This window comes from Streptomyces sp. SAT1 (genome assembly GCF_001654495.1).
In the GTDB taxonomy this organism is placed as follows: domain Bacteria; phylum Actinomycetota; class Actinomycetes; order Streptomycetales; family Streptomycetaceae; genus Streptomyces; species Streptomyces andamanensis.
In genome coordinates, this window is sequence record NZ_CP015849.1 from 4,985,792 (window position 1) to 5,001,767 (window position 15,976).

The 15,976-nt window shown below is 70.6% G+C and carries 18 protein-coding genes; 12 read left to right on the forward strand and 6 right to left on the reverse strand.

Annotation, left to right across the window (positions count from 1 at the left end):
* Nucleotides 1-50 precede the first annotated feature (50 nt).
* The 8 genes from atpE (at nucleotide 51) to A8713_RS21675 (ending at nucleotide 6,904) form a co-directional block, all read left to right on the forward strand.
* Nucleotides 51-290 (forward strand): ATP synthase F0 subunit C, encoded by a 240-nt coding sequence (atpE, locus tag A8713_RS21640; RefSeq protein WP_018571456.1) that lies wholly within the window; start codon nucleotides 51-53, stop codon nucleotides 288-290.
* 44 nt (nucleotides 291-334) lie between these two features.
* Entirely contained in the window at nucleotides 335-898 is a 564-nt protein-coding gene (locus A8713_RS21645; protein ID WP_018571457.1) for a F0F1 ATP synthase subunit B, read from the forward strand.
* Entirely contained in the window at nucleotides 895-1,716 is an 822-nt protein-coding gene (locus A8713_RS21650) for a F0F1 ATP synthase subunit delta (RefSeq protein WP_064535286.1), read from the forward strand. Before A8713_RS21645 ends, A8713_RS21650 begins: the two co-directional genes overlap by 4 nt.
* A gap of 141 nt (nucleotides 1,717-1,857) precedes the next feature.
* Nucleotides 1,858-3,450 carry a F0F1 ATP synthase subunit alpha gene (gene atpA / locus A8713_RS21655; protein WP_064535287.1) on the forward strand — a complete coding sequence of 531 codons (1,593 nt, stop codon included), beginning with the start codon at nucleotides 1,858-1,860 and terminating at the stop codon, nucleotides 3,448-3,450.
* Nucleotides 3,451-3,471: 21 nt separating this feature from the next.
* Complete coding sequence (locus tag A8713_RS21660) at nucleotides 3,472-4,389, forward strand: F0F1 ATP synthase subunit gamma (RefSeq protein WP_064535288.1); 918 nt, start codon at nucleotides 3,472-3,474, stop codon at nucleotides 4,387-4,389.
* Complete coding sequence (gene atpD, locus A8713_RS21665) at nucleotides 4,389-5,837, forward strand: F0F1 ATP synthase subunit beta (RefSeq protein WP_064535289.1); 1,449 nt, start codon at nucleotides 4,389-4,391, stop codon at nucleotides 5,835-5,837. The genes A8713_RS21660 and atpD overlap by 1 nt, the downstream gene beginning before the upstream one ends.
* Before the next feature lie 112 nt (nucleotides 5,838-5,949).
* Nucleotides 5,950-6,327: a F0F1 ATP synthase subunit epsilon gene (locus tag A8713_RS21670; protein WP_064535290.1), complete on the forward strand. Its 378-nt coding sequence runs from the start codon at nucleotides 5,950-5,952 to the stop codon at nucleotides 6,325-6,327.
* A 130-nt stretch (nucleotides 6,328-6,457) separates the two neighbouring features.
* Nucleotides 6,458-6,904 carry a DUF2550 domain-containing protein gene (locus A8713_RS21675; RefSeq protein WP_018571463.1) on the forward strand — a complete coding sequence of 149 codons (447 nt, stop codon included), beginning with the start codon at nucleotides 6,458-6,460 and terminating at the stop codon, nucleotides 6,902-6,904.
* Nucleotides 6,905-7,024: 120 nt separating this feature from the next.
* Here A8713_RS21675 and A8713_RS21680 read toward each other — a convergent pair whose 3' ends face one another.
* The 3 genes from A8713_RS21680 to A8713_RS21690 form a co-directional block, all read right to left on the reverse strand.
* Nucleotides 7,025-8,857 (reverse strand): glycoside hydrolase family 18 chitinase, encoded by a 1,833-nt coding sequence (locus A8713_RS21680; RefSeq protein ID WP_064535291.1) that lies wholly within the window; start codon nucleotides 8,855-8,857, stop codon nucleotides 7,025-7,027.
* 126 nt (nucleotides 8,858-8,983) lie between these two features.
* Entirely contained in the window at nucleotides 8,984-9,625 is a 642-nt protein-coding gene (locus A8713_RS21685; RefSeq protein WP_064535292.1) for a response regulator, read from the reverse strand.
* On the reverse strand, nucleotides 9,622-10,800 hold the full coding sequence (locus A8713_RS21690; RefSeq protein ID WP_064535293.1) for a sensor histidine kinase: 1,179 nt from the start codon (nucleotides 10,798-10,800) through the stop codon (nucleotides 9,622-9,624). Before A8713_RS21690 ends, A8713_RS21685 begins: the two co-directional genes overlap by 4 nt.
* Nucleotides 10,801-10,949: 149 nt before the next feature.
* On the opposite strand from A8713_RS21690, the gene A8713_RS21695 reads away from it, so the two are divergent.
* The gene (locus A8713_RS21695; protein ID WP_064535294.1) at nucleotides 10,950-11,645 is read left to right on the forward strand and encodes a hypothetical protein; all 696 of its coding nucleotides are present in this window, start codon (nucleotides 10,950-10,952) and stop codon (nucleotides 11,643-11,645) included.
* Here A8713_RS21695 and A8713_RS21700 read toward each other — a convergent pair.
* Genes A8713_RS21700 through A8713_RS21710 form a run of 3 tightly spaced genes read right to left on the reverse strand, consistent with a single transcriptional unit; the run spans nucleotide 11,578 to nucleotide 13,750 of the window.
* A complete protein-coding gene (locus A8713_RS21700; protein ID WP_064535295.1) occupies nucleotides 11,578-12,150 on the reverse strand; it encodes a cob(I)yrinic acid a,c-diamide adenosyltransferase in 573 nt (190 codons plus the stop codon). The two genes, A8713_RS21695 and A8713_RS21700, sit on opposite strands and share 68 nt — an antisense overlap.
* A 13-nt stretch (nucleotides 12,151-12,163) precedes the next feature.
* Complete coding sequence (locus A8713_RS21705; RefSeq protein WP_064535296.1) at nucleotides 12,164-12,913, reverse strand: ABC transporter permease; 750 nt, start codon at nucleotides 12,911-12,913, stop codon at nucleotides 12,164-12,166.
* Nucleotides 12,914-12,958: 45 nt separating this feature from the next.
* Nucleotides 12,959-13,750 carry an ABC transporter ATP-binding protein gene (locus tag A8713_RS21710; protein WP_064535297.1) on the reverse strand — a complete coding sequence of 264 codons (792 nt, stop codon included), beginning with the start codon at nucleotides 13,748-13,750 and terminating at the stop codon, nucleotides 12,959-12,961.
* Nucleotides 13,751-13,841: 91 nt separating this feature from the next.
* Between A8713_RS21710 and A8713_RS21715 the strand changes: the two genes are divergently transcribed.
* The 3 genes from A8713_RS21715 to A8713_RS21725 all read left to right on the forward strand — a co-directional run bounded on the left by A8713_RS21715 (nucleotide 13,842) and on the right by A8713_RS21725 (nucleotide 15,972).
* A complete protein-coding gene (locus A8713_RS21715; protein WP_064535298.1) occupies nucleotides 13,842-14,483 on the forward strand; it encodes a TetR/AcrR family transcriptional regulator in 642 nt (213 codons plus the stop codon).
* Nucleotides 14,484-14,652: 169 nt separating this feature from the next.
* Nucleotides 14,653-15,501 carry a 3-hydroxyacyl-CoA dehydrogenase family protein gene (locus tag A8713_RS21720; protein WP_064535299.1) on the forward strand — a complete coding sequence of 283 codons (849 nt, stop codon included), beginning with the start codon at nucleotides 14,653-14,655 and terminating at the stop codon, nucleotides 15,499-15,501.
* Nucleotides 15,502-15,648: 147 nt separating this feature from the next.
* Nucleotides 15,649-15,972: an STAS domain-containing protein gene (locus A8713_RS21725; protein WP_018571473.1), complete on the forward strand. Its 324-nt coding sequence runs from the start codon at nucleotides 15,649-15,651 to the stop codon at nucleotides 15,970-15,972.
* Nucleotides 15,973-15,976 lie beyond the last annotated feature (4 nt).

Below are 15,976 nucleotides of genomic sequence, written 5' to 3' on the forward strand. Positions count from 1 at the left end.
CGTCCGGTGGCCAACCCCCACCGGTCCTTGAAAGAGAAGGAAGAATCAGCATGGCTGCCACTGAGACCCTTGCCGCCGTCACCGGCTCCATCGCCTCCGTCGGCTACGGCCTCGCCGCCATCGGTCCCGGCATCGGCATCGGCATCATCTTCGGCAACGGCACCCAGGCGCTCGCCCGCCAGCCCGAGGCCGCCGGTCTGATCCGTGCCAACCAGATCCTGGGCTTCGCCTTCTGTGAGGCGCTCGCCCTCATCGGCATCGTCATGCCGTTCGTTTACACCTACAAGTAAACCGCGGCGGACGACCCACCCCATTAGGGAAAGGCACTGATGACATGCAGCTGACACAGCAGCTGGTGCAGCTGGCGGCGGAGGAGCAGCAGAACCCTCTCATCCCGCCCGGCCCCGAGCTGGTCATCGGCCTCGTCACCTTCGCCATCGTCTTCTTCTTCCTCGGGAAGAAGCTCCTGCCGAACATCAACAAGGTTCTGGAGGAGCGCCGCGCGGCGATCGAAGGCGGTATCGAAGAGGCCGAGGCCATGAAGGTCGAGGCCCAGAGCGTCCTCGAGCAGTACAAGGCCCAGCTCGCCGAGGCCCGGCACGAAGCCGCGCGCCTGCGCCAGGAGGCGCAGGAGCAGGGTGCCGCGCTCATCGCCGAGATGCGGGCCGAGGGCCAGCGCCAGCGCGAGGAGATCGTCGCCGCCGGCCACGCCCAGATCGAGGCCGACCGCAAGGCCGCCGCTTCCGTGCTCCGCCAGGACGTCGGCAAGCTCGCCACCGAGCTGGCCGGCAAGCTCGTCGGCGAGTCCCTCGAGGACCACGCCCGGCAGAGCCGCGTGATCGACCGCTTCCTCGACGGGCTCGACGAGGCCGCTTCCACGGCCGAGGCGGCTCGATGACAGCGCACGGAGCGAGCCGTGAGGCTCTGAGCGCCGCGCGTGAGCGTCTCGACGCGCTGACGGACTCCACGTCCGCCGACTCCGTGCGCCTCGCCGACGAGCTGGCCGCGGTCACCGCGCTGCTCCACCGCGAGGTCGGCCTGCGCCGGGCCCTCACCGACCCGGCGCAGTCCGCGGACGCCAAGGCCGCGCTGGTCCAGCGCCTGCTCGGCGGCCAGGTCGGCGGCGCGACCGTGGACCTGGTGTCCGGCATGGTGCGCTCGCGCTGGTCGCAGTCGCGGGACCTGGTGGACGCGCTGGAGGAGCTGGCGGACATCGCCGACCTCACCACCGCGCAGCGGGGCGGCACGCTGGACGACGTGGAGGACGAGCTGTTCCGGTTCGGCCGGATCGTCTCCTCCAGCACCGAACTGCGCGCCGCGCTGACCGACCGGGCCGCGGGCCCCTCGGCCAAGACCGAGCTGCTGCACCGGCTGCTCGGCGGCCGGGCGAAGCCGGTCACCGAGCGTCTGGTCACGCGCCTGGTGAGCGCCCCGCGGGGACGTAGCCTGGAAGCGGGCCTCGAGTCCCTGTCCAAGCTCGCCGCGGAGCGGCGCGACCGCATGGTCGCCGTCGTCACCTCGGCGGTCCCGCTGAGCGACGGCCAGAAGCAGCGCCTCGGCGCCGCCCTCGGCCGCCTCTACGGCCGCCAGATGCACCTGAACCTCGACGTGGACCCCGAGCTGGTCGGCGGAATCCGGGTGCAGGTCGGCGACGAGATCATCAACGGCTCGCTCGCGGACCGGCTGGAGGACGCCGCCCGCCGCATGGCGAGCTAGCAGCACCGCAACACGCAAGACGTACACGACGGCCCTGGTTGGGCCGTGCAGAGGATTCACCTCTTATCGGGGGGAGTCCCGAACTCGTGGCACACCCCCCAAGTGAAACTTCGGGCCCAACAAGGAGAGCAGGGAACCCAGATGGCGGAGCTCACGATCCGGCCGGAGGAGATCCGGGACGCGCTGGAGAACTTCGTCCAGTCGTACAAGCCGGACGCGGCCTCGCGCGAGGAGGTCGGTACGGTCACCCTTGCCGGCGACGGCATCGCGAAGGTCGAGGGCCTGCCCTCGGCCATGGCCAACGAGCTGCTGAAGTTCGAGGACGGCACCCTCGGCCTCGCCCTCAACCTCGAGGAGCGCGAGATCGGTGCCATCGTCCTCGGTGAGTTCAGCGGCATCGAGGAGGGCCAGCCGGTCACCCGCACCGGCGAGGTCCTGTCGGTCGCCGTGGGCGAGGGCTACCTCGGCCGCGTGGTCGACCCCCTCGGCACCCCGATCGACGGCCTCGGCGAGATCGAGACCGAAGGCCGCCGCGCCCTCGAACTGCAGGCCCCCACGGTCATGCAGCGCAAGTCGGTGCACGAGCCGATGGAGACGGGCTACAAGGCCGTCGACGCGATGACCCCGATCGGCCGCGGCCAGCGCCAGCTGATCATCGGCGACCGCCAGACCGGCAAGACCGCCCTGGCCGTCGACACGATCATCAACCAGCGCGACAACTGGCGCACCGGCGACCCGAACAAGCAGGTCCGCTGCATCTACGTCGCCATCGGCCAGAAGGGCTCCACCATCGCGTCGGTCCGCCGCGCGCTGGAGGAGAACGGCGCGCTGGAGTACACGACCATCGTCGCGGCCCCGGCCTCCGACCCGGCCGGCTTCAAGTACCTGGCGCCCTACACCGGCTCCGCCATCGGCCAGCACTGGATGTACCAGGGCAAGCACGTCCTGATCATCTTCGACGACCTGTCGAAGCAGGCCGACGCCTACCGTGCCGTCTCCCTGCTGCTGCGCCGCCCGCCGGGCCGCGAGGCCTACCCGGGTGACGTCTTCTACCTGCACTCCCGTCTGCTGGAGCGCTGCGCCAAGCTCTCCGACGACATGGGCGCCGGTTCGATGACCGGTCTGCCGATCGTCGAGACCAAGGCCAACGACGTCTCGGCGTTCATCCCGACCAACGTCATCTCCATCACCGACGGCCAGTGCTTCCTGGAGTCCGACCTGTTCAACGCCGGCCAGCGGCCCGCGCTGAACGTCGGTATCTCCGTCTCCCGAGTCGGTGGCTCCGCCCAGCACAAGGCGATGCGCCAGGTCTCCGGCCGACTGCGCGTGGACCTCGCCCAGTTCCGTGAGCTGGAGGCGTTCGCCGCCTTCGGTTCCGACCTGGACGCGGCCTCCAAGGCCCAGCTGGAGCGCGGTCAGCGCATGGTCGAGCTGCTGAAGCAGAACCAGTACCAGCCGATGGCCACCGAGGACCAGGTCGTCTCCGTGTGGGCCGGCACCAACGGCCGTATGGACGACGTCCCCGTCGCCGACATCAGCCGCTTCGAGAAGGAGCTGCTGGAGTACCTGCACCGCAAGGAGCAGGGCCTGATGACCTCCATCAAGGAGGGCGCCAAGATGTCGAACGACACGATCCAGGCGATCGACGACGCCGTCGCCGAGTTCAAGAAGCAGTTCGAGACCTCGGACGGCAAGCTGCTCGGCGACGACACTCCGGCCGCTGCCGCCAAGTGACGTAAGGAAGGGACCTGACTCATGGGAGCCCAGCTCCGGGTCTACAAGCGTCGCATCCGATCCGTCACCGCGACCAAGAAGATCACCAAGGCGATGGAGATGATCGCCGCCTCGCGCGTCGTCAAGGCGCAGCGCAAGGTGGCCGCCTCCACGCCGTACGCGCAGGAACTGACCCGCGCGGTCACGGCGGTCGGCACCGGTTCGAACACCAGGCACCCGCTGACCACGGAGGCGGAGAACCCGGCCCGTGCCGCGGTCCTGCTGCTGACCAGCGACCGCGGTCTGGCCGGCGCCTTCAACTCCAACGCCATCAAGGCGGCGGAGCAGCTCACCGAGCGCCTGGAGCGCGAGGGCAAGCAGGTCGTCACGTACATCGTCGGCCGCCGCGGTGTCGCTCACTACAACTTCCGCGAGCGCACCATCGCGCAGTCGTTCACGGGCTTCACCGACGAGCCGTCCTACGCGGACGCCAAGACGGTGGCGGCGCCGCTGATCGAGGCGATCGAGAAGGACACGGCCGACGGTGGTGTGGACGAACTCCACATCGTCTACACCGAGTTCGTCTCGATGATGACGCAGACGGCGGTCGGCCCCCGGCTGCTTCCGCTGCGCCTCGACGAGGTCGCGGCCGAGGCGGCGCCCAAGGGCGAGATCCTGCCGCTCTACGACTTCGAGCCCTCGGCGGAGGACGTCCTCGACGCCCTGCTGCCGCGCTACGTGGAGAGCCGGATCTACAACGCGCTGCTCCAGTCGGCCGCTTCCAAGCACGCCGCCACGCGGCGCGCGATGAAGTCGGCCACCGACAACGCGGGCGAGCTGATCAACACGCTCTCCCGTCTTGCCAACGCGGCCCGCCAGGCCGAAATCACCCAGGAAATCAGCGAGATCGTCGGTGGCGCGAGCGCCCTGGCCGACGCGACCGCGGGGAGTGACAACTAATGACCACCACTGTTGAGCCGACCGCTGCGGCGGGCGTGGCCACCGGCCGCGTCGCGCGGGTCATCGGCCCGGTCGTCGACGTGGAGTTCCCCGTCGACGCGATGCCGGAGATCTACAACGCCCTGCACGTCGAGGTCTCCGACCCGGCGAACGCGGGCGAGAAGAAGATCCTGACCCTGGAGGTCGCCCAGCACCTGGGTGACGGCCTGGTCCGCACGATCTCCATGCAGCCCACCGACGGCCTGGTCCGCCAGGCCCCGGTCACCGACACCGGCGACGGCATCACCGTCCCGGTCGGCGACTTCACCAAGGGCAAGGTGTTCAACACCCTCGGTGAGGTGCTGAACGTCGACGAGCAGTACACGGGCGAGCGCTGGTCCATCCACCGCAAGGCCCCGCGCTTCGACGAGCTCGAGTCGAAGACCGAGATGTTCGAGACCGGCGTCAAGGTCATCGACCTGCTGACCCCGTACGTCAAGGGCGGCAAGATCGGTCTGTTCGGTGGTGCCGGTGTCGGCAAGACGGTGCTCATCCAGGAGATGATCTACCGTGTCGCCAACAACCACGACGGTGTCTCCGTGTTCGCCGGTGTCGGCGAGCGCACCCGTGAGGGCAACGACCTCATCGACGAGATGAGCGACTCGGGCGTCATCGACAAGACCGCGCTGGTCTTCGGTCAGATGGACGAGCCCCCGGGCACCCGTCTGCGCGTCGCGCTGGCCGGCCTGACCATGGCCGAGTACTTCCGTGACGTCCAGAAGCAGGACGTGCTGTTCTTCATCGACAACATCTTCCGCTTCACGCAGGCCGGTTCCGAGGTCTCCACGCTGCTCGGCCGCATGCCGTCCGCGGTGGGCTACCAGCCGAACCTGGCCGACGAGATGGGCCTCCTCCAGGAGCGCATCACCTCGACCCGCGGTCACTCGATCACCTCGATGCAGGCGATCTACGTCCCCGCGGACGACCTGACCGACCCGGCCCCGGCCACCACCTTCGCCCACCTCGACGCGACGACGGTGCTCTCCCGTCCGATCTCCGAGAAGGGCATCTACCCGGCCGTGGACCCGCTGGACTCGACGTCCCGCATCCTCGACCCGCGGTACATCGCGGCGGACCACTACAACGCCGCGATGCGCGTGAAGAACATCCTGCAGAAGTACAAGGACCTCCAGGACATCATCGCGATCCTCGGTATCGACGAGCTGGGCGAAGAGGACAAGCTCGTCGTCCAGCGCGCCCGCCGCGTGGAGCGCTTCCTGTCCCAGAACACCCACGTCGCCAAGCAGTTCACCGGCGTCGACGGGTCGGACGTCCCGCTGGACGAGTCGATCGCGGCCTTCAACGCGATCTGCGACGGCGAGTACGACCACTTCCCGGAGCAGGCCTTCTTCATGTGCGGTGGTATCGAGGACCTGAAGAAGAACGCCAAGGAGCTGGGCGTCTCCTGAACTCGTTGAGTTCGTGTGAGGGGGCGGGCGCGTCCCGCCCCCTCACGCACGCCCACTAGACTTGTTTCCGACACCCGGTGATCCCACCGGGTGGTGACCCGAGGAGCCACCCTTGGCTGCTGAGCTGCATGTCGAGCTGGTCGCCGCCGACCGTCAGGTCTGGTCCGGCGAGGCCACCCTGGTCGTCGCGCGCACCACGTCCGGCGACATCGGCGTCATGCCCGGTCACCAGCCGCTGCTCGGTGTGCTGGAGTCGGGCCCGGTGACCATTCGTACGAGTGAAGGCGCGACGGTCGTCGCCGCGGTGCACGGCGGTTTCGTCTCGTTCGCCGACAACAAGCTGTCGCTGCTGGCCGAGATCGCCGAGCTCTCCGACGAGATCGACGTCCAGCGCGTGGAGCGGGAGCTCGAGCGCGCGAAGACGGAGGGCGATGCCACCGCCGAGCGCCGCGCGGACGTCCGCCTGCGAGCGGCGACGGCGGTGCGCTGAACCAGCGACACCATGTGATGACACCACTCAGCCGCGGCCGGTACCGGAGCAATCCGGGACCGGCCGCGGCTGAGGTGGATGCGGGTGTTTTTTCCGTTCCATTACCTAGGAGACGAGGAGGTCGGTGCCGATGGTCCTCGCTCTGACTGTGTGCTCGGTCGTGGTCGCGCTCGTGGTGGTGGGACTGTTCGTCTTCGGTCTGCGGCGCAGACTGATCCAGCGTTCCGGCGGCACCTTCGACTGCTCTCTGCGCTGGGACGTGCCGGAGGAGCCCGACACCAGTGGCAAGGGCTGGAGCTACGGTGTGGCCCGCTACAACGGCGACCGCGTGGAGTGGTACCGGGTCTTCTCCTACGCGCCCCGCCCGCGGCGCACGCTGGAGCGGGCGTCCATCGAGGTGGCCGGCCGCCGGCGGCCCGAGGGCGAGGAGGAACTCGCCCTGCTGTCCGACGCGGTGATCCTCACCTGTCTGCACCAGGGCACCCGGGTCGAACTGGCCATGAGCGAGGACGCGCTCACCGGCTTCCTGGCCTGGCTGGAGGCGGCCCCGCCCGGCCAGAGGGTGAACGTCGCGTAGAGCGACGTTCAGGGCCCCGCTGGAGGGGGGTCCCCCGCGAAGAGGCAGGCATGAAGAAGCTCCCCCCGGTCCGCCGTCCGGGGGGAGCTTCGGTGTGTCACAGGGGCTGCGGGCTTGTGCCTACAGGCCGCTGCTGAGGGCGCTCACCAGTTCACCGTTGCTGGTGTCACCGCTGAACTCCCAGAAGAAGGCGCCGCCGAGGCCCTGGCTGTTGGCCCAGGCCATCTTCGACTTGATGGTCGCCGGGGTGTCGTACGACCACCAGTTGCTGCCGCAGTGGGCGTAGGCCGTACCGGCGATGGTGCCGGTGGTCGGGCAGCTGGTCTTGAGGACCTTGTAGTCCTCGATGCCGGCCTCGTAGGTGCCGGGCGCCGCTCCGGTCGCCGTGCCGCCCGGGGCATCCTGGGTGACACCGGTCCAGCCGCGGCCGTAGAAGCCGATGCCGAGCAGCAGCTTCTTCGCGGGCACGCCCTGGGCCTTGAACTTGGCGATCGCGTCGGCGGTGTTGAAGCCGTCCTTCGGGATGCCCGAGTACGAGGTGAGCGGGGAGTGCGGAGCCGTCGGGCCCTTCGCGTCCCAGGCGCCGAAGAAGTCGTACGTCATCACGTTGTACCAGTCGAGGTACTGCGAGGCGCCGGCGTAGTCGGCGGCGTCGATCTTGCCGCCGTCCGAGCCGTCCGCGGTGACGGCGGCGGTGACCAGTTCCTTGCCGAACTTGGCGCGCAGTGCCGACACCAGGTTCTTCAGGGCGGCCGGGCCGCTGGTGTCACAGGTCAGACCGCAGGCGTTCGGGTACTCCCAGTCGATGTCGATGCCGTCGAAGACATCGGACCAGCGCGGGTCGTGCACCAGGTCGTAGCAGGACTGGGCGAAGGCGGCCGGGTTCTTGGCCGCGTCACCGAAGCCGCCGGACCAGGTCCAGCCGCCGAAGGAGTAGAGCACCTTGATGTTCGGGTACTTGGCCTTCAGCTGGCGCAGCTGGTTGAAGTTGCCGCGCAGCGGCTGGTCCCAGTTGTCGGCGACGCCGCTGACCGACTGGTCGGCGGTGAACGCCTTGTCGTAGTCGGCGTAGGAGTCGCCGATCGCGCACTTGCCGCCGGTGACGTTGCCGAAGGCGTAGTTGATGTGCGTGATCTTGGACGCGGAGCCGGACGTCACCAGGTTCTTGACGTTGTAGTTGCGCCCGTAGATGCCCCACTCGGTGAAGTAGCCGAGCTTGACCTTGTCGCCGGTGGGCGGGGTGCCGCCGCCGCCTCCGGTGGTGTGCACGGCGACCGAGGCGCTGACCGGACCGGTCTGGTCAGCGGTGTCACGGGCCTGGACGCTGTAGGAGTAGTCGGTGCCCGCGGTCAGACCGTTGTCCGTGTAGGACGTGGTCGTGACGGTGGCGACCTTCTTGCCGTCGCGCAGGACGTCGTAGTTCTTGACGCCCTTGTCGTCGGTGGCGGCGCCCCAGGAGAGCTTCACCGAGGTGTCGGTGACCCCGGAGGCGGTGGGGGTGCCCGGCGCCGAGGGCGGGTTGTCGCCCGGGACGCTGGGGCCGCCGTCGCAGCTGCCGCCGTTGAGCGTGCAGTTGGAGGGGGAGCCGGGGCCGGTGCCGTTGAAGCCGAAGGAGACCGACGCCCCGGGGGCGATGGCGCCGTTCCAGCCGACGTTCTTGGCGGTCCAGTGGTTGCCGGAGTTGGTGACCGTGGCGTCCCAGGCGGAGCCGACCTTGGTGTCGGACGGGAAGTCCCACTCCACGGTCCAGGAGCTGATCGCCGAGGCGCCGGTGTTCTTGACGGTCCAGTTGCCGCCGAAGCCGTTGCCCCAGTCACCGGTCTTGGTGAAGGTGGCGGTGGCCGTGGGCGCCGCCTCGGCGGACGCCTGGGCGTGGCCCGAGAGGCCGACGATTCCGGCGAGGGGGAGCACGAGGGTCGCGAACCCCGCCGCGGCTCTGTGTCTGAAGCGCATGCGCGCCTCCTTGTCGGGGGAAGAATGTCAGGGGCATGACTGAGCCTTCACGCCCCGCGGTGCTGCGAGAGTAGAAAGGTCTGGACCAGAGGTCAATAGGTCTGGACCAATGCACCGCCGGTTCGACTAGATACCCAACTCCTGCGCGAGAACGGCGGCTTGAACCCGACTCCGCAGCCCGAGCTTGCCCAGCAGACGGCTGACGTGCGTCTTCACCGTCGCCTCCGCCATCGAAAGACGCAGCGCGATCTCGGCGTTGGACAGCCCCTCCCCGAGGCACGAGAGCACCTCGCGCTCCCGGCGCGTCAGCGACTCCAGCGCCGCCGGAGGCTCGGCCGGCCCGGCCGGCGCCCGCGCCGCGAACTCGGCGATCAGCCGCCGGGTGACCGCCGGCGCGATCAGCCCCTCGCCGCGCGCCACCGTCCGCACCGCGGTCAGCAGGTCCCGCGCCTCGGTGTCCTTCAGCAGGAACCCGGCGGCCCCGGCCCGCAGCGCCCCGAACACATACGCGTCGAGGTCGAAGGTGGTCAGCACCAGCACGTCCGCCAGCCCCTCGCCGGTCACCAGCGCGGTCGCCGACACCCCGTCGAGGCGCGGCATCTGCACATCCATCAGCACCAGGTCGGGCCGCAGCTCCCGGGCCAGCTCGACCGCCCGCTCGCCGTCCGCCGCCTCGCCCACCACCTCGATGTCGGGCGCGCTGCGCAGGATCAGCACGAGCCCGGCCCGTACGGCGGACTGGTCCTCGGCGACGACGACACGGATCACGCGGAGCCTCCTTGGGACCCGGTCAGCGGCAGCACGGCCCGCACGGTCCACCGCCCGTCCTCCGGGCCGGCGCCGAATGTGCCGCCCAGCAGCACGGCCCGCTCCCGCATCCCGATCAGGCCGGTGCCCGAACCCGGCGCGCGCGGGGCCTCCCGGCCGGTGTACGGGCTGCTGACCTCGATACGCAGGGCGTCGTCCCGTTCCCGGACGCTCACCCGCACGGGCCCCTCGCCGCCGTGTTTGAGCGCGTTGGTCAGCGACTCCTGCACGATCCGGTACGCGGCCAGCTCCACCGGGGCGGGCACCTTCCCGTGGCCGGCGCCGAGGACGACGTCCAGACCGCCGGCGCGGGCGGAGGCGACCAGCGCGGCGAGGCCGTCCAGGGTGGGGACCGCCGCCGGGGCGTCCCCGTCCGGGCCGTCGCGCAGCAGCCCGATGAGCCGCCGCATCTCCGTGAGCCCGTCGACGCTGTTCTCCCGGATGACGGCGAGGGCGTCCCGGCTGGTCGCCGGGTCGTCCAGGGAGAGCGCGGCGGTGGAGTGGATGGCGATGGCCGACAGATGCCCCGCGACCATGTCGTGCAGCTCCCGTGCCATCCGCGCCCGCTCGGCCGCGACCGCCTGGACGCGGTCCGCCTCGGCGAGCAGCGCGGTCTGCTCGGCGCGCAGCCGGGCGGCCTCGGCCGCCTCGCGGTGGTTGCGCACGCTCCAGCCGGTGGCGGCCGGGCCGAACGTCACGATGCCGGTGACGACCCCGATCAGCAGGGCCTCGGGGACCCGCCACACCGCGAGCGGCACCAGCGTGGCGGCCACCGTGACCAGACCGGTGACCCACAGCACCCGCCGGGCCCAGGCCGCGGCGGAGTAGAGCACGCCCGCGTACACGAGGTCGGTGAACATCACCAGGGTGGCCAGGCTGCCCTGGGTGACCGTGTCGCAGGCCACCGCGGCGGTGCCGGTCAGCAGGGCCGTGCGCGGGCGGGTGCGGCGCAGCACCTCGCAGCCCGCGGTCACCGCCAGCGGCAGCAGCACCGGCAGGCGCCCGGCCCACAGCACGAGCGGGTCGCCCGGGGTGCGCACGCCCAGGCCCAGGCCCCACAGCAGCAGTCCGCCGAGCAGCCCGGCCAGCGCGATCGCGAGGTCGTCGCGGTGCGGGCGGGCGGGTCCGAGGGCCATGCGTCCATCCAACACGGCCCGGCGGCCGGGCGCCTGGTCCCGCGGAACGGTCCGCGCGTACATCGAAGGATGCAGTCGCACCTCGTCACCGCCGACGACGCACGGGCCCCGGCAGGCGGCGACGCTGGTGGGGAGTGAGAGGAGCAATCGTGATCGTCGGACTGATCGTCGCCTGCGAGGCCGGCTTCTGGGTCCTGCTGGCCGCGGGCCTGGCCGTCCGCTACCTGCTGAAGCGGCGCCGGCTGAGTGTGGCACTGCTGCTGGCCGAGCCGCTGCTGGAGGTGGTGCTGTTCGCCGTCACCGCCGTCGACCTCAAAAACGGCGCCGAGCCGGGCTGGGAGCACGGTCTGGCCGCGCTGTACATCGGCTTCACCGTCGCCTACGGGCACTCCACGGTCCGCTGGCTCGACGGCCACGCCGCCCACCGCCTCGGCGGCGCGCCCCGGCCGCCGAAGCCGCCCCGGTACGGTCTGGCGCGCGCCCGCCACGAGGGGCGGCTGTGGCTGCGCACCCTGCTCGCCTCGGCGGTCGCCCTCGCCCTGCTCCAGGCGGCGATCCGGTACGTCGGCGACGGCGCGGGCACCGATCCGCTGCGCGCCTGGCAGACGACCGTGCTGCGGATCCTCGTGATCCACGGCCTGATCGCCCTGACCTACCTGGTCTTCCCGAAGAAGGGCCCGAAGGGGGGCCCGAAGACCCCGGAGGCGGTGCCGGGGGAGGCCCCGGCGGGGGAGCCCTCGGAGGGTGAGTCCCCGGCAGGGGAGGGGACCGGCTCCCTCAGCGCTCGCCGCCCGGCACCCACAGCACGTCACCGGTCTCCTTGTTCGCCGTCCGGGCGAGAATGAACAGCAGGTCGGAGAGGCGGTTGAGGTAGGTCGCGGTGAGCGGGTTCATCGTCTCGCCGTGCACCTCCAGCGCGGCCCAGGTGGACCGCTCGGCCCGGCGGACCACCGTGCACGCCTGGTGCAGCAGGGCCGCGCCGGGGCTGCCGCCGGGCAGGATGAAGGAGCGGAGCTTGTCCAGCTCCGCGTTGAAGCGGTCGCAGTCCTCCTCCAGCCGGTCGATGTAGAACTGCTCGACCCGCAGCGGCGGGTACTGCGGGTTCTCCACGACCGGGGTGGACAGGTCGGCGCCCACGTCGAACAGGTCGTTCTGCACCCGGGTGAGCACCTCGGCCACGGGGGCGTCCAGGGCGCCGAGCGCGAGGGCGGTGCCGATCACGGCGTTCGCCTCGTTGGCGTCGGCGTACGCCGAGATCCGCAGGTCGGTCTTGGCGGTCCGGCTCATGTCGCCGAGGGCGGTGGTGCCCTGGTCGCCGGTCCTGGTGTAGATGCGCGTCAGATTGACCATGACGCCAGCGTAGTTACGCCCCGGCGGTACGGAACACCCGTGTGCCCGCCGTCACGGAGAGCGCGGCGAAGCCCACGGCCACCAGGACCCCGTACAGCATGTGCGCGCCGGTGTACTCGCCGACGTAGGCGTCGCGCACCGCGTCCACCAGATAGCGGAACGGGACGAAGTGCGAGAGGACGTCCAGCCAGGCGGGGGCCAGGCTCATCGGGAGCATCAGGCCGGACAGCAGCATCGACGGCATGGACACGGCGTTGATCAGCGGGCCGAACTGCTGCGGGGTGCTGACCTTCATCGCCACCGCGTAGGACAGCGAGGCGAGCGCGACGGTGAGCAGGGCGACGAAGCCGAAGCCGATCAGGACGCCGGCCAGCGGCGCCCGCAGGCCCATCACCAGCGCGGCCAGCACCAGCAGCACGGCCTGGAAGAGGAAGACGGTGGTGTCCCGCAGCACCCGGCCGAGCAGCAGCGCGAGCCGGCTGACCGGGGTCACCCGCATCCGCTCCACCACCCCCTGCCCCTTCTCGATGATGATCATGAATCCGGCGAACAGGGCGCCGAACAGCCCCAGTTGGAGCAGCAGTCCGGGGACGAGCACCTGCCAGGAGCTGCCGCCGCCGCCCAGCGGCAGCCCGGTGAGCAGCGGTCCGAAGAAGAGCAGGTAGAGCAGCGGGGTGAGGACGCCGAAGAGGAGCGCGAAGCGGGAGCGCAGGGACTGGCGCAGATAGCGGCCGTAGACGAGGGCCGTGTCGTGGAGCAGCATGAGGGATGTCCTGGGTGGGTGCGTGGGCCGTCGGGGGCCGGGTGGTCAGACGGCGACGGGGGCGGTGCCTGCGGCCGGGGCGGGGCTGCGGCCGGTGACGGCGAGGAAGGTGTCCTGGAGCGAGGCGTCGATCGAACCGCCGTACTCCAGCTTGAGCGCGCTCGGTGTGCCCTCCGCGACGACCCGGCCCCCGTCGACGACGACCAGCCGGTCGGAGAGGGCGTCCGCCTCGTCGAGGTAGTGGGTGGTCAGGAAGACGGTCGTGCCGTGCTCGTCGCGCAGCCGCCGGACCAGGTCCCACAGGTCGGCGCGGCTGCCCGGGTCCAGGCCGGTGGTCGGCTCGTCGAGGAAGAGCACGCGCGGGCGGTGGGTGAGGGCCATCGCGATGTCGAGCCGGCGGCGCTGGCCACCGGAGAGCGCGGAGGTCTTGCGGTCGAGCAGTTCGGTGAGGTCCAGGTCGCGGGCCAGTTCCGCGGTCCGCTCGACGGCGCGTCCCTTGGGCAGGCGGTACATCCGGCCCTGGGTGACCAGCTCCTCCCGCACGGTGATCTGGCCGTCGACCCCGCCGGACTGCGCGACATAGCCGCAGGCGAGCCGGACCCCGGCCGGGTCGGTGGCCAGGTCGTGGCCCGCGACGACGGCGGTGCCGCCGGTCGGCGCGAGCAGGGTGGTGAGCATCCGCAGGGTGGTCGTCTTGCCCGCGCCGTTGGGCCCGAGGAATCCGAGGATCTCGCCCTGCCGGACGGTGAGGTCGATTCCGCGCACGGCCTCGACCGGGCCGCGCTTGGTCTGGAAGGTGCGGGCCAGTCCGGCCGCGCTGATGACTGCTGGTGGCATGCCCCCAGAAAAACAGGGTCTCTGAAATTTTGCAACGCCACCAAAATTTCAGGACAACCAAGAACGGCTCCGGGGAGGATAGGATCCGGCCATGGCAGAGGGGCTCAGGGAGCGGAAGAAGCGGCAGACCAGGCAGTACATCTCGGACGTGGCCACGGGGCTGTTCCTGGAGCGCGGCTTCGACGCCGTCACGGTCGCCGAGATCGCCGAGGCGGCGGACGTCTCCGTCAACACCGTCTACAACTACTTCCCCGCCAAGGAGGACCTCTTCCTCGACCGCGCCGCCGGGGTGACCGACCGGCTGGCCCGCTGGGTGCGCGGCCGGGACGAGGGGGAGTCGGCCGCGCGGGCCGTGCTGCGCGAACTGCGCGCGGAGGTCGAGGCGGTCTCGCCGCGCATCGGCCTCTTCACCGGGTACGCCCCCTTCATGCGGGTGATCGAGGACGCGCCCGCGCTGCGCTCCCGGCTCTGGGCGGTCGGCCAGGAGGTGCAGGCCACCCTGGAACAGGCCCTGCGCGAGGAGTCCGGAGCCCCCGCGGACGACCCGCTGCCCGGCCTGATGTCCGGTCAGATCGGCTGGGTGCACGCCACCGTGATGGCGGCCGTCGGCCGCGAGATGCTCGCGGGCCGCGCCCCCCGGGAGGTGTCCCGCGAGGTGCTGGACCTCCTCGACGAGATCGAGGACGTGTTGAGCGAGAAGGTGCTCAACTACGCCGTCCGGGGCGCCCAGTGACCCCTGCCGGTGTGATGTCCGTCAATTGAGACGTGACGCGCGTTACTTACCGGTCACACAGCGCCGCGCGGGCGCTAATGTCCGCCGAGAGGCATAGACGCAAAGAGCGTGAAAGCCGTCCTTCAGCCGCGCGCAGGCGCCTGCGCAGTCGTTCACCAGGGGAGTCTCAGTGGCACGCAAGCTCGCCGTCATCGGAGCCGGTCTCATGGGGTCCGGCATCGCCCAGGTCTCCGCGCAGGCGGGCTGGGACGTCGTCCTGCGGGACGTCACCGACGAGGCGCTCACGCGTGGCACCGACGGCATCAAGGCGTCGTACGACAAGTTCGTGGGCAAGGGCAAGCTGGCCGCCGAGGACGCCGAGGCCGCCCTCGCCCGGATCACCACCACCACCGACCTGGACGCCGCAGCGGACGCCGACGTCGTCGTCGAGGCCGTCTTCGAGAAGCTCGACGTCAAGCACGAGATCTTCCGCACCCTCGACAAGCTGGTCCGCGAGGACACCGTCCTCGCCTCCAACACCTCCGCCATCCCGATCACCAAGATCGCGGCCGTCACGGAGCGCCCCGAACGGGTCGTCGGCGTGCACTTCTTCTCCCCGGTGCCGATGATGCGCCTCGTCGAACTCGTCCGCGGCCACAAGACCAGCGACGAAGCCCTCGCCACCGCGCGGGAGTTCGCCGAGTCGGTCGGCAAGACCTGCATCGTCGTCAACCGCGACGTGGCCGGCTTCGTGACCACCCGTCTCATCACCGCCCTCGTCGTCGAGGCGGCCAAGCTCTACGAGTCGGGCGTCGCCACCGCCGAGGACATCGACCTGGCCTGCAAGCTGGGCTTCGGCCACGCCATGGGCCCGCTCGCCACCGCCGACCTCACCGGCGTCGACATCCTGCTGCACGCCGCGGGCAACATCTACACCGAGACCCAGGACGAGAAGTTCGCCGCGCCGGAACTGATGCGCCGGATGGTTGACGCCGGTGACATCGGGCGCAAGAGCGGGCAGGGCTTCTACAAGCACTGAGACCGCTCCGGGGGCAGCCGTATCACCCTTCGGGGTGAATTCGGTATCGGTTCGCCCACAGACAGCAACCGCATCGCCACACACGCAGTCAGACGTTGCACAGTCACCGTCACACGGAGCACGCCACCGCATTCACGGGGAGCGCATATGTACATCAGGGGCGACCACACCGAGGTGGTCGTCGGGGGCCGGCTCGACGTCCGCAGCGCGGCGGACGCCCGTACGGCCCTGCACTCGGCCGTGGACGACGGTGTCGGCGACCTGGTCCTCGACCTGTCCGGGCTCGACTCCTGGGACGCCACCGGACTCGGTGTGATCATGGGCGCGCACCGGCGCGCGGGCCGCTGCGGCCGACGCCTGGTCCTGCGCGGCGTACCGGCCCAGATGCAGCGCCTGCTGGTCGCCACCCGGCTGCACCGCATCCTCGCCATCGAGGGCGGCATCGGCGTGGAGTCCCTGCCCCGCGTGTGACCTC